This window comes from Actinocatenispora sera, assembly GCF_018324685.1.
GTDB classification, from domain to species: domain Bacteria; phylum Actinomycetota; class Actinomycetes; order Mycobacteriales; family Micromonosporaceae; genus Actinocatenispora; species Actinocatenispora sera.
Map to the genome: position 1 here is coordinate 3679133 of NZ_AP023354.1, position 12272 is coordinate 3691404.

Consider the following 12272-nt stretch of genomic DNA (forward strand, 5'->3'; position numbering starts at 1 on the left):
CGCGGCCGCCAGCTGCCCGCCGGCGAGCAGGTCGCCGGCGCCGCGTTACGCGGATGCGGTCAGGCGTCGCGCAGCCGGAACAGCAGGGCGCCGGTGAGCAGGGCGGCGGCGGCCCAGCCGATCAGTACGGCAAGGCCCGGCCACGGGCCGATGGGCAGGTCGGCCGTGCCGGCGGTGACCTGCACGGCGAGCCCGGCGCTCATCGGCGCGACCTGCACCAGGTGCCGTTGCCAGTCCGGATCGTCGACCGCGCCGGCGACCACCGGCAGCAGGTACAGCACGCCCAGCACGACGCCGATCGCCGCCGCCGAGTGGCGCACCGCAACGGCGACGCCGAGGGCGAGCAGCCCGACCAGTACCAGGTAGAGCACCGTACCGCCGGCCGCGCGGAGCACCGTGGCGCTGCCCGGCAGTGGGCCGCCGGGCAGCAGCGCCTGGCCGAGCAGCAGCGAGAGAACCACCGCGACGGTACCGGCCACCGCCACGAGCGCGCTGAGTACGGTGGCCTTGGCCGCCAGTACCGCGCCGCGCCGGGGCGCCGCGGCCAGCGTGACCTGGATGGTGCCGGTGCCGTACTCGGTGCCGACCAGCAGCACCGCGAGCACCACGACCGCGATCTGGCCCAGCTGCACCCCGGTCAGGCTGGTCCGCACCGGATCGCCGGTGCACCCGGTGGCCGGGCAGTGCGTCGCGGCCGCGACCGCACCGCCCAGCGCGACCGTGGTCAGCACCGTGCCGGCCACCAGAGCTCCGGTGCTCGCCACGGTGCGGGCCTTCGTCCACTCCGCCCGCAGCAGCCGCCACCACCCGGTCATGCGTCCCGCCGGCGCAGCAGCAGCCCGGCCGCGGTGAGCGCGACCACCGTCCACCCGCACAGCACCGCGAAGCCCAGCCACGGCGCGAGCGGGTAGTAGCCGTCGAACGGCGTGTACGAGGTGTCCACCTGCGGATAGGCCAGCATCGTCTGCTGCACCGCGAAGCCGGCCGCCGGGCTGACCCGCAGCAGCCACTCGGCCGCCGGCGCCGGCAGCACCGGCAGCACCGCGGCCAGCAGGTACGGCAGGACCAGCCCGGCCAGGACGGCGACGATCGCGCCGACCGCGTGCCGCACGATCGCGGCGACCGCGAGCGCCAGGACGGCTGCGACCGCGAGCAGCGCCGCGGTGCCGACCACGACCCGCGCCTCGGTCGCGGCGGGTACCGCGGCGACCACGTTGCCGTTGGCGCGCAACAGCCTCGTCCCGAGTGCCACGGCCGCGAGCGAGGTGGCGAGGCCGACCACGAACACCACACCGCCGACCACCACCGCCTTGGCCGCGAGCACCCGGCCGCGCCGCGGGCTGGCGAGCAGGGTCAGCCGGATCGTCCCGCGCCGGTACTCGGCGCCGATCGACGAGCTGGCCACCACCGCGATGGCGACCAGGCCGGCGAAGGTACCGAGCAGGGTGCGCTCGATCGGCGTGATCGAGGCGATCGAGCTGACCGCCGGCGCAATGTCCCCCGAGCCGCGCACCCGCAGCGTGCCGCCGGTGTCGTGGTACCCGCCGGCGGCCGTGCGCAGCGGCCCGCTGTCCCCGATCCGGGTACCGGTCCAGGACGCGCCGGCCGCCCCACCGGTCGCCCGCACCCGGTCGAACGTGGCGGTGGCGACGGTGGGCTCCGGGTGCACCGTCGACTGGGTCATCGAGTCGGTGCGCCCGAGGTCGAGCGGGGTCGCGGCGAACACGCCGACCTGCGCGGTCCGGGGCAGCCCGGCCAGCCGGGCGGTGCCGACCGTGGTCCAGTGGTGGCCGTCGGGCGACACCGAGCCGGTCACCCCGTCACCTGCCCGGGTCAGTCGCAGCCAGCGCGGCCGGCCGGGCGACACCGCGCCGGGTGGGCCGGCGACGTCGTGTTCGAAGTCGTACTGCAGCCGGGCGCCGTGGCCGGGTGTGACCAGCACCGCGGCGTAGCCTGCGCCGGGCCGGACGCCGTTCTTGACCATGATCCCGGCCTTCGCCCACGGCAGGGTCGCGTCCAGCGCGGTCAGCCGTACGGTGAGGCTTCCGTCGCCGGTCATCGGCCGGTGCACGAAATAGAACCGGTCGGTGACGTTGCGGCCGTCCGGCCCGATCGTGGCCGTGCAGGCCACCTCCCGGCCGTGCGCATCCTGCCGGCTGCACACCGAGGCGCCGCAGATCAGCAGCCCGATCGCGGCGGTGAGCAGCGCCGCCACGGCCAGCCCGACCAGCCAGGCGGGCACGCTGCGCAGCTTGGTCCACTCGGCCCACACCAGTCGCCCGAAGCCCGGCCGGCGCACCCGGTCCCGCCCCGCCGCCGTTCCTCCCGCGCCGTCCCGCCCCGCGGGGCCCGCCGCACGGCTCTCCTGCTCGGCCCGCGCGCTCATCGCCGCACCTCGCCCGGTCGGGCGGTCGCGTCCGTGGCCGGCCCGGCGGCGCCGCGGTACTGGGTGGCCTCGCGGGTCAGCCGCAGGTACGCGTCCTCCAGCGTGGCGCGGTGCGGCGCGAGCTGGCTCACCGGTACCGCGGCGGCGGCGAGCAGCGCGCTCACCCGCTCGGCGGCCAGCCCCGTGACGACCAGTGCGTCCGGGCCGGCCACGGCCACGTCGCCGCCGGCGCCGGTGAGCGCGGCGGCGGCCCGGTCGATCGCCGGCGTGCGCAGCACGACCCGGTCGCCGGACTCGGCCGCCACCAGCCCGGCGACCGGGGCGTCGGCGAGGACACGGCCGCGGCCGACCACGACCACGTGCTCCGCGGTGCCCTCCAGCTCACCCATCAGGTGGCTGGACACCAGCACCGTCCGGCCCTGCCCGGCCATGGCGCGCAGGAAGCCGCGCAACCAGACGATGCCCTCCGGGTCCATCCCGTTGAACGGCTCGTCGAGCAGCAGCGCCGGCGGGTCGCCCAGCAGCGCCGCGGCGATGCCGAGCCGCTGCCGCATACCCAGCGAGTACCCGCCGGCCCGGCGCCGGGCCGCGGACCGCAGCCCGACCAGGTCGAGTACCGCGTCGACGCGGCTGGCCGGTAGCCCGGCGCAGCGGGCCAGCCAGAGCAGGTGGTTGCGGCCGCTGCGGGCCGGGTGCAGCGCGCCGGCGTCCAGCAGCGCGCCGAGCCGGCGCAGCGGATCGCGCAGGCTCCGGTACGGCCGGTCGCCCACCGTGGCTTCCCCGGCGCTCACCCGGTCCAGGCCGAGGATCACCCGCATCGTGGTGGACTTGCCGGCGCCGTTGGGGCCGACGAAGCCGGTCACCCGGCCCGGTTGCGCGCTGAACGACATCCCGTCCAGCGCGACGACCGACCCGTACCGCTTGCGCAGCCCGGTGACGGTGATGGCGGTCTGTTGCATCGTGCCCCTCCGCTCGTGGTGTCTGGGAGAGAGGTGTACCCGGCGGTACGTGTCAGCCCGGTGTCACCGCCGCGACACCGGCGGCCTGGCAGGCTGGCGGTGGTCGGCGCGAGGAGGGCGGGGCGAGATGCGGGTGCTGGTCGTCGAGGACTTCGCGGTGCTGGCCCGGGCGGTCGGGGCGGGGCTGCGCCGGGCGGGGCTGGCGGTCGACGTCGTTCTGGACGGTGCCGACGCGCTGGAACACCTGGCGGTCACCGGCTACGACGTGGTCGTCCTGGACCGCGACCTGCCTGGCGTGCCCGGCGACGAAGTGTGCCGGCAGATCATGGCCGGCGACGCCGGTACCCGGGTGCTGATGCTGACGGCCGCCGGTTCGGTCGCCGACCGGATCGAGGGGCTCGACCTCGGCGCCGACGACTACCTGCCGAAGCCGTTCGACCTGGGCGAGCTGGTGGCCCGGGTGCGCGCCCTCGGCCGCCGCCGCGCTGCCCCCGGTACTGGAGCGCGACGGCATCCGGCTGGACCCGAGCCGGCGCACCGCCACCCGGGCCGGCCGCCCGCTCGCGCTGACCCCGAAGGAGTTCGGCGTACTGGAGTGCCTGCTCGCCGCCGACGGCCGGCTGATGTCCACCGAGCAACTGCTGGAGTCGGTCTGGGACTCCGCGGCGGATCCGTTCACCACCACGGTGAAGACCACGATCCGCCGGCTGCGGGCCAAGCTCGGCGAGCCGCCCGCGATTCACACCGTTCGCGAGGGCGGCTACCGGGTGGGCCAGCCGTGACGACCCGGGCCCGGCGCAGCGTGCGAACCCGGCTCACGCTGCTCTACGCGGTACCGTTCTTCGCCGTCGGTGCGATCCTGCTGCTGGTGCCGACGATCTCGGTCGACGACACCGAGCCGGCCGGGGCCGGCAGCGGTCGCCCCGGCGTCGGCGTCGGCGTGCACCTGGTCTGGGTGGTGGTCGGCCTACCGCTGGTGGCGCTGATCGCGCTGCTGCTCGGCTGGTTCGTCGCCGGCCGGTACCTGCGGCCGCTGCACGCGATCACCGCCACCGCCCGGGAGATCTCGGCCAGCAGCCTGGACCGCAGGCTGGCGCTACCCGGCCGGGACGAGTTCGGCGAGCTCGCGGCGACCCTGGACGAGCTGTACGGACGGCTGCGCGCGTCGTTCGAATCGCAGCGGCACTTCGTCGCGAACGCCTCGCACGAGCTGCGTACCCCGCTGTCGGCCGAGCGCGCGCTGCTGCAACTGGCCCTCGACGACCCCGACGCCACCGTCGAGACGCTGCGCGAGACCTGCCGGGAGCTGCTGGAGCTCAACGTGGCGCAGGAGCACCTGGTCGACGCGCTGCTCACGCTGGCGACCGGCGAGCAGGGCGTGGCGCGGGCCGAACCGGTCGACCTGGCCGACGTCGCCGCGCGGGTGGTGTCCGCCGCAGCCGGTGACGCCGGTACCCGGAGGATCGTCCTGTGTACCGATCTCGACGGCGCGCCGGCCCGGGGCGACCGCGCGCTGCTCGCCAGCCTGGTGACCAACCTGGTCGACAACGCGCTGCGGTACAACCGAACCGGCGGCCGGGTCGAGGTCGGGACCTGCCTCGACGGAGCCGGCCGGGCCCGCCTGCGGGTGGCCAACACCGGACCGGCGGTCCCGCCGGACGAACTGCCACGGCTGTTCCGGCCGTTCCAGCGGCTCGACGGCAACCGGGTGCGGCGCGGCGGGCACGGTCTGGGCCTCGCCATCGTCCGGGCCGTCACCGACGCGCACGGTGGGGAACTGGCCCCTGCCGCCCGCCCGGACGGCGGGCTCACCATCACGATCGCGTTCCCCGCCCCGCCGAGGTCCACCGCACCGTGACCGTCGGTACGACGGAATCCGGGCCGGTCTGTGGTGATCGGACCCCGCTGCCGCCGCGGACCCGGAACCCGCATGGCCGTACCCGGCACCGACGGGTCAGGTCGTGCTGGGGCGGGGGAGGCGGGCGCGGGGCATGTCGACCCGGGTACGGGTCAGCGGGGTGCCCTCGGCCCGGAGCAGGGCCGGCGCGGTACCGCCGTGGCAGGTTGCCGGGGTGCCGTCGGCGTGCACGACGCGCCACCAGGGCACCGCGTCGTCGAGCAGGGTCATGGCCCGGCCCACCTGGCGCGGCCCGGCGCCGATGCGGGCGGCGATGTCGCCGTACGACATGACCCGGCCGGGCGGGATGGCGGCCACCACCGCGCGTACCTCGTCGACGATGCTCATCGCGGGTAGCTGATCCGTCCATTGTGGACGCGTGCCTTCTCGTCCAGGGGCGCGATGCGCGTCGTGGTCGGCGACAGGATGTGCCGGACCTCGACGCCGGAGGCGATCAGCGCGTCGGTGATCAGCCGGCGGTGGCAGCGCCACGGCACCGCCTCGCTGCACATGATCGCCGGCTGTCCGTGCCGGGCCAGCTCGCGCAGTTCGGCCAGCCCGGCGGCGAACTCGTCGCCGGCCATGTAGTCGGCGTAGTCGCGGAACGCCTTGACCCGCCAGGCGCCGTTCTCGGTCGGGGTACCGGCCGGGGTGTAGCGCCGGCCACCCAGCTTCGGCAGCCAGCGGTAGCCGATGTCGGGCGGCAGCTGCGCGGCGATCGCATCCCGGTTCCACTGCGGGAACTTCCGCGACGACGGGTACGACCGCACGTCCACCAGGTCGGTGATCTCGTTGCTCCGCAGCATGGCGAGCACCTCGTCGAACCCGCGGGTCGAGTGCCCGATGGTGTGTACCGGGTTCGGTGGTGCGCCGGTGCTTCGATCGGCCGTCACGGGATCCTCGTCGGCGCCGCGAACCGCTCGCTCATCGCACGCTCCCTTCCTCGTGCCCGCCCGCCTCCAGCATGACCGCTCGGCGTCCGGTCGGCACACCTCGCGTTCCGGTGCCCCCGCGGCCGGACGTGGATGGTGCCAGAACGCCGGAATCGGCCGGACTCGACCCGTACGCGAGGTAGTTTGGCCTGTGTTGCCCCGGGTTTTGCCGGGCCGGCGCGCGCGGCACTTCGGGCCGGGCATGGTTCGCCCGAATCCGGGTACCGCTCGCAGGGGACGGCGCCCACCGGGGCGCGCGGCGACGACGTACGGGGGACTCCATGGCACTCGACGACGATGACATGAACACGACGGCAGCTGGCGGCGGCGAGGGCCCGGCGGACTCCGGTGCGGGTGGTGGTACGCCGGGCATGCATGACGGTGGCGCGGACGGTGGCGCCGATTCCGGTGCGGAGGGTCCGGCGGACTCGGGCGCGGGTGGCGGTACGCCCGGCATGCACGACGGCGGCGCCGATTCGGGTGCGGAAGGTCCGGCGGATTCCGGGGCCGGTGGTGGTACGCCGGGGATGCACGACGGTGGCGCGGACGGCGGCGCCGATTCCGGTGCGCAGGGTCCGGCGGATTCCGGCGCCGGTGGCGGTACCCCGGGGATGCACGACGGCGGCGCGGACGGCGGGGCCGATTCCGGTGCCGAGGGTCCGGCGGATTCCGGGGCCGGTGGTGGTACGCCGGGCATGCACGACGGTGGCGCGGACGGCGGGGCCGACTCCGGTGCCCGCTGAGCCGACCGGCTCGATCGGCGGTGTCGGGCGGTCCACGGCGGACCGTCCGGCCCGGCCCACCGGCCCGCTCGCCCGGCTGGTCGGCACCGACGTCGACGCGTTCGCCGGCTCGTACTGGTCGCGCCGGCCGCTGCTGGTCCGCGGCGCCGACCCGGACGCCTTCCGCGACCTGCTCGATCTCGACGGCGTCGACGAACTGCTGTCGTACCGCGGCCTGCGGACCCCGTTCCTGCGGGTGGCACGGGAGGGCTCGGTGGTCGACTCCGCCTCGTTCACCGGTCCCGGCGGGGTCGGTGCGGAGATCGGCGACCAGGTGCGCGACGACCGGGTCGCCGCGCTGTTCGCCGACGGCTGCACGCTGGTGTTGCAGGCGCTGCACCGCACCTGGGCGCCGATCGTGGACTTCGGTACCGCGCTGGCCGCCGAACTCGGCCATCCGGTACAGGCCAACGCCTACGTGACGCCTCCGTCGTCGCGGGGCTTCGCCGCGCACTACGACGTGCACGATGTGTTCGTGCTGCAACTGGCCGGCCGCAAGCACTGGCGGGTGCACCCGCCGGTACACGTCGACCCGCTGCGCGACCAGCCGTGGAACGATCATGCCGCCGCGGTGGCCGACCGGGCCGCCAACGGCGTACCGGAGATCGACACGGTGCTCGCGCCCGGCGACGCGATGTACCTGCCCCGCGGCTGGCTGCACGCGGCCACCGCGCTCGGCGACGTGTCCGCGCACCTGACCGTCGGGGTGCACGTACTGACCCGGTTCGCACTGCTGGAGGCGCTGGTCGCGAGCGTCGCGCAGGAGCCGGACCTGCGCCGCTCGCTGCCGCTCGGCATCGACGCGACCGACCCCGCCCAACTCGCCCCGCACCTCGCCGCGGTCCGGATCGCGCTGGCGAAGGCGGTACCGGACGTGCCGGCGGAGGCGGTGGCCCGCCGGGTGCGCGCCCGGGTCTGGTCCGCCGGTCGGCCGGAACCGGTGCGCCCGGTGGCCGCCGCGCAGTTCGCCGCGAACCTGTCGCCCGGCGATGCGGTACGGCGGCGGGCCGGGCTGCCGCACCGGCTGGTCGAGGGCGACGAGCACGCGGTACTGGAGCTGGCGGACCGGCAGATCCGGCTGCCGGCGTCGACGACCCCGGCGCTGCGGGTGCTGCTCGCCGGCGGTACCGCCCGGATCGGTGCGCTGCCGGAGCTGACCGAGGCGGACCAGCTGGTACTGGTGCGCAGGTTGTTGCGGGAGGGCGTGCTGGTGCCGTCGACCGGGTCGTGACGTGCGCACCTGGCCGCGCTGCTCGTTTCTTTCCGAGGCGGCCGGTGATCCGCGGGAAGGGACCGCGCCGCCGGCGGACCGCTGGCTGCTGATCGAACATCCCGGACCGTGGGGCCGCAACGCGCTCACCCAGTCCGGTCTGGGCGCCGGCACCGTGAGCGCGCTGAGCGGCTGGGCCGGCGCGCAGGGGGCCCGGGTGACGCTGATCCGCCGGCCGGGTCGGCGGGTTCGGTCGGGAGCGGCCCGCCGCTGGTTCCGGGTCGACTCGCGGCCGGGCCACGAGGAGATCCGGGCCGGCTCGTTCGGTACCGACGCCGACCTGGTCGCCGCGCTCGCCGCGCCCGGCGAGCGCGTCGCCGGCCCGCTGCAGCTGGTCTGCGCGCACGGCCGGCACGACCCCTGCTGCGCCGTGCGCGGGCGGGTGCTGGCCGCGGCGCTCGCCGCCGCCGACCCAGCCGGTACCTGGGAGTGCAGCCACGTCGGCGGGTGCCGCTTCGCGCCGGTACTGGTGCTGCTGCCGCACGGCTACACTCTCGGCGGTGTCCCGCCCCCCGACGCGGTGCGCATCGTGCGGGACTACCGCGCCGGCACGCTCGACCCGCACTGGTTACGCGGCCGTACCTCGCTGCCGCCGGCGGCGCAGGCCGCCCAGCACCATGCCCGGGCCGCCACCGGGGCCACCGGGGTGGACGCGGTGCGGGTGGTCGCGGTCGAGCAGGTCGGGGAGGCGGGCTGGCGGGTCACGCTGGCCGACCCGGACTGCACGGTGCTGCTGCGCGAGCGGCACGTGGCCGCCGGCCGCCCGCTGACCTGCGCGGCCACCACCAACGGCTGGCTGCGCCGGTTCGACCTGCTGGACCTGCGCACCGACCGCACCGCCCCGCACCCGCCCTGAGCCGACCGGCGTCCGGGCCGCGGACTACCGCCGGCCGACCCGGTGGCACATGGACCGGGGCGTCACCGGAGCGGCCGGTCGCCGGGTACCAGCGCGGTTGTCCCGGCAGACCCGAGTTGGACGATCGGTTCGGTTCGGGGCCGGGCGCGCACTAGTCTCGAGGCGTGCGGCGGTGCTGTCGGCGGCACCGGCGACCGTGCGGCGCCAGGGAGAGCGATGAGCGACGAGCCCGAACCGATCAGCGCCAGCGAGCGGGAGGCGCTGCAGCGCGAGCCGACCGACCTGCACGCGCAGCGTGCCGAGCCGGCGGCCGGCTGACCGGCGGTACCGGTGCGGGAGGTGCGGATGCCCGGAGACGTGACCACGACGCAGCGGGTCGCGCAGGCGATGGTCACCGCGCCGAGCACGCACGGCACCGCCACCACGGTGGCGCAGCTGCGCCGGTACTTCGCCGACGACCACGTGCACCTGGCGCTGATCGTCGCGGCGGACGGCCGGCTGGTCAGCACGGTGGAACGCGCCGACCTGCCCGCGGCGCTGCCCGACGCCACCGTGGCCCGGTCGGTCGGGACGCTCGCCGGCCGTACCGTCGGCCCGGACGATCCGGTGGAGCGGGCGGCGGCGATCCTGGCGCGCCAGCAGCGCCGCCGGTTGGCCGTCGTGGACGGCTCCGGGCGGTTGCTCGGGCTGCTGTGCCTCAAGCGCAGCCGTACCGGCTTCTGCTCGGACGCCGACATCCGCGCCCGTGCCGCGGACCGCCACGGCTGCGACCCCGGGCCGGACCCGCCGTCGTAACCGCACCGGGCCGGCCGGCGCACGGGATGCGGGCGTGCCACCCCGGCGCGAGGATCGCGCGCCACCGCGCCACCGCGCCACCGCGCCACCGCGCCACCGGTACCCGGCATTCCGGCAACGGACGCGCGGTCGCCGGGGCCGTGCGGTGCGGATGTTAGGGGCAAAACAACCGTCATCGGATCCTGAACACCAAGCCGGGCAAGCGATCCGATGCCCGGGATCGCGCGCCGTTCGGAGTCTTGACGGCCGCAACGGCCGATGCCAGGGTGAGCACGAACCGAACCGGGCCCCCACATTCCGGCCGGCACCACGTCGCGGCCGCGGCCCGCTCCGAGTGATCCGGTACGACGCGAGGAGGACGGCATGGCGATCGGTGGCGGCCCGGGCGAGACGACGCCGGGCAACGGTGCGGCACCCGGTATCGAGCATCGGGACGGCGGCGAACGCGGAATCGGCAGGCAGGGGGTCACCCGGCGCAGCGCCCTCGTCGGCGGTGCCGCCCTCGTCGCCGGCGCGGGGCTGCTGGGCGCGGCCCCCGCGTACGCCGACGACCCGGCCGACGCGACCCGCTCCGGCTCGCACGATCTGTCGCCCCGGCAGCAGGCCGGCCAGCGGGTGATCTGGTCGTACCCGGGGCTCACGCCGCCGCAGGAGCTGTTCGACGCGATCCGGGCCGGGCTGGTCGGCGGCGTCATCTTCTTCGGTGAGAACATCGACCGGAACGACCGCAGCCAGATCCAGGGCGTGACCAGCGCGCTGGCCCAGGCACAGGTCGACAGCGGCATCCGGTACCCGATGCTGATCATGACCGACCAGGAGGGCGGCATCGTCCAGCGGCTGCCCGGTGCGCCCGGCATCTCCGAGAAGCAGATCGGTGAGTCGGCCGACCCGGTGGCCACCGCGACCTCGGCGGGCACCGGCGCGGCGGAGAATCTGCTGGACGCCGGGATGAACTGCAACCTCGCCCCGGTACTGGACGTCTACCGCGAGGCGGGGAACTTCGACGACCGGTTCGGCCGCTCGTACAGCATGGATCCGGCCGTCTGCGGCGCCTGCGGTGCCGCGTCGATCGTCGCCCAGCAGCGGCTCGGCGTGGTCACCACGGCCAAGCACTTCCCCGGCCTCGGCGCCGCGACCAGGGACGCGAACACCGACCTCGGCCCGGTCACGCTGAACCTGTCCCGGTCCGACCTGCGCAGCATCGACGAGCTGCCGTTCCAGTACGCCATCGGCGCCCAGGTGGACATGGTCATGACGTCCTGGGCGACCTACCCGGCGCTGGACCCGGACCTGCCGTCCGGCCTGTCGCCCAGCATCGTGCAGGGCGAGCTGCGGCACCGGCTGAAGTTCCGCGGCGTCACCATCACCGACGCGATCGAGGCCGGCGCGCTGGACGCGTTCGGCGGTACCGGGGAGCGCGCGGTGCTCGCCGCGGCCGCCGGCATGGACATCCTGCTGTGCTCCGCCCGCGACGTCAGCCAGGGCCAGGACGCGGTGGACGCGCTGCACGAGGCGATCGCGAGTCGCCGGCTCAACCGCGGCCAGGCCAACCAGGCGCTGGAGCGGGTCATCGGCCTGCGCCGCCGCCTGCACTGATCCACCGCTCCGCCGCTGACCGTCACGATCGCCGACTGTCCGGCGTGCGTCGGGCGGGCCGGCGGGGCCACCGGTCAGGCGGGCTCGGGTCGACGGGGCCGTCGGGTCAGGCGGGCTCGGGTCGGCGCGGCCGTCGGGTCAGGCGGGTTCGGGCCGGCCGGTGAGCCGGCGGGTGGCCGGGCCGAGCCCGAGTCCGGCCGCGACGGCGAGGTCGTCGCCGGTGTCCACGTCGCAGCGCAACGACGGTGACCCGGCGCCGATGCGTACCGCGCCGGTGGCCGCGTGCGCGGCCGCGGAGCCGACGCCGAAGTGCGGGTCGAGCGGCTGTCCGGGCGCGGCGAGCAGCAGGGTGGTACCGACGCCGGGCCGGTCGGCGCAGAACGCGCGCCGGCCGTCCGCCTCGGCGATCGCCGCCGCCAGCTCGGCCGGGCGCAGTGCGGGCAGGTCGGCCTGCAGCGCCCCGACCGTACCGGCCGGGCTGCGCAGCCGCTCGGCGCCGAACGCCAGCGCCGCGTTGAGCCCCGGCAGCCCGCGCTCGTCGACGCACTCGACTCCCGTACCCGACAGCGCGTCCGGCACCCGCTTGTCCTCGCAGATCACCAGGATCCGGTGCACCCCGGCGGCCCGCGCGGCCGCGGTCACGGTGTCCAGCAGCAGCGCGAGGACCAGGCCGGGATGCTCGTCGCTTCCGACCACCCCGCGCAGCCGGGTCTTGGCCGCGTCCAGCCGCTTGATCGGGACGACCAGATCAACGCCGTGTGCCGCAGGACTCATCGATCTCCTTCACCTGGCCCCGGGG

11 protein-coding genes and 2 pseudogenes are annotated in these 12272 nt (G+C 76.0%); 7 read left to right on the forward strand and 6 right to left on the reverse strand.

Going from position 1 to position 12272, the window contains the following annotated elements; genetic code table 11:
* Window positions 1-59: 59 nt before the first annotated feature.
* Genes Asera_RS17560 through Asera_RS17570 form a run of 3 tightly spaced genes read right to left on the reverse strand, consistent with a single transcriptional unit; the run spans window position 60 to window position 3345 of the window.
* Window positions 60-815, reverse strand: coding sequence for an ABC transporter permease subunit (locus Asera_RS17560; RefSeq protein WP_030448234.1), 756 nt, complete (start codon window positions 813-815; stop codon window positions 60-62).
* Window positions 812-2386: an ABC transporter permease subunit gene (locus Asera_RS17565; protein WP_084132342.1), complete on the reverse strand. Its 1575-nt coding sequence runs from the start codon at window positions 2384-2386 to the stop codon at window positions 812-814. Before Asera_RS17565 ends, Asera_RS17560 begins: the two co-directional genes overlap by 4 nt.
* Window positions 2383-3345: an ATP-binding cassette domain-containing protein gene (locus tag Asera_RS17570; RefSeq protein WP_030448232.1), complete on the reverse strand. Its 963-nt coding sequence runs from the start codon at window positions 3343-3345 to the stop codon at window positions 2383-2385. The genes Asera_RS17565 and Asera_RS17570 overlap by 4 nt, the downstream gene beginning before the upstream one ends.
* A gap of 127 nt (window positions 3346-3472) precedes the next feature.
* Between Asera_RS17570 and Asera_RS17575 the strand changes: the two are divergent.
* Together Asera_RS17575 and Asera_RS17580 are read left to right on the forward strand one after the other, a co-directional pair.
* Window positions 3473-4127, forward strand: a pseudogene (locus Asera_RS17575) (response regulator transcription factor).
* A complete protein-coding gene (locus Asera_RS17580) occupies window positions 4124-5203 on the forward strand; it encodes a sensor histidine kinase (RefSeq protein ID WP_030448231.1) in 1080 nt (359 codons plus the stop codon). Before Asera_RS17575 ends, Asera_RS17580 begins: the two are co-directional and overlap by 4 nt.
* 96 nt (window positions 5204-5299) lie before the next feature.
* Here the strand turns inward: Asera_RS17580 and Asera_RS17585 are convergent, their stop codons facing one another.
* Together Asera_RS17585 and Asera_RS17590 are read right to left on the reverse strand one after the other, a co-directional pair.
* Window positions 5300-5590, reverse strand: a complete 291-nt coding sequence (locus Asera_RS17585) for an MGMT family protein (RefSeq protein WP_030448230.1) — start codon at window positions 5588-5590, stop codon at window positions 5300-5302.
* Window positions 5587-6135, reverse strand: coding sequence for a DUF488 domain-containing protein (locus Asera_RS17590; protein WP_035297851.1), 549 nt, complete (start codon window positions 6133-6135; stop codon window positions 5587-5589). The genes Asera_RS17585 and Asera_RS17590 overlap by 4 nt, the downstream gene beginning before the upstream one ends.
* 320 nt (window positions 6136-6455) lie before the next feature.
* Between Asera_RS17590 and Asera_RS17595 the strand changes: the two are divergent.
* From Asera_RS17595 to Asera_RS17615, 5 genes and pseudogenes are all read left to right on the forward strand, one after another.
* A pseudogene (locus tag Asera_RS17595) lies at window positions 6456-6815 on the forward strand (BatC protein); the annotation flags it as partial.
* A gap of 91 nt (window positions 6816-6906) precedes the next feature.
* Complete coding sequence (locus Asera_RS17600) at window positions 6907-8187, forward strand: cupin domain-containing protein (protein WP_244843926.1); 1281 nt, start codon at window positions 6907-6909, stop codon at window positions 8185-8187.
* A 1-nt stretch (window position 8188) separates the two neighbouring features.
* Window positions 8189-9082 (forward strand): sucrase ferredoxin, encoded by an 894-nt coding sequence (locus tag Asera_RS17605; protein ID WP_035297849.1) that lies wholly within the window; start codon window positions 8189-8191, stop codon window positions 9080-9082.
* Window positions 9083-9427: 345 nt separating this feature from the next.
* Window positions 9428-9877 carry a CBS domain-containing protein gene (locus tag Asera_RS17610; protein WP_084132340.1) on the forward strand — a complete coding sequence of 150 codons (450 nt, stop codon included), beginning with the start codon at window positions 9428-9430 and terminating at the stop codon, window positions 9875-9877.
* A gap of 363 nt (window positions 9878-10240) precedes the next feature.
* Window positions 10241-11473, forward strand: a complete 1233-nt coding sequence (locus Asera_RS17615; RefSeq protein ID WP_084132338.1) for a glycoside hydrolase family 3 N-terminal domain-containing protein — start codon at window positions 10241-10243, stop codon at window positions 11471-11473.
* Between the two features lie 138 nt (window positions 11474-11611).
* Here Asera_RS17615 and cofC read toward each other — a convergent pair whose 3' ends face one another.
* Window positions 11612-12247, reverse strand: a complete 636-nt coding sequence (gene cofC / locus Asera_RS17620) for a 2-phospho-L-lactate guanylyltransferase (protein ID WP_030448223.1) — start codon at window positions 12245-12247, stop codon at window positions 11612-11614.
* Window positions 12248-12272 lie beyond the last annotated feature (25 nt).

Coding starts and splice junctions, on each gene's coding strand:
- Asera_RS17560 (WP_030448234.1), bottom strand. CDS start 815: ATGACCGGGTGGTGGCGGCTGCTGCGGGCGGAGTGGACGAAGGCCCGC.
- Asera_RS17565 (WP_084132342.1), bottom strand. CDS start 2,386: ATGAGCGCGCGGGCCGAGCAGGAGAGCCGTGCGGCGGGCCCCGCGGGG.
- Asera_RS17570 (WP_030448232.1), bottom strand. CDS start 3,345: ATGCAACAGACCGCCATCACCGTCACCGGGCTGCGCAAGCGGTACGGG.
- Asera_RS17585 (WP_030448230.1), bottom strand. CDS start 5,590: ATGAGCATCGTCGACGAGGTACGCGCGGTGGTGGCCGCCATCCCGCCC.
- Asera_RS17610 (WP_084132340.1), top strand. CDS start 9,428: ATGCCCGGAGACGTGACCACGACGCAGCGGGTCGCGCAGGCGATGGTC.
- Asera_RS17615 (WP_084132338.1), top strand. CDS start 10,241: ATGGCGATCGGTGGCGGCCCGGGCGAGACGACGCCGGGCAACGGTGCG.
- cofC (WP_030448223.1), bottom strand. CDS start 12,247: ATGAGTCCTGCGGCACACGGCGTTGATCTGGTCGTCCCGATCAAGCGG.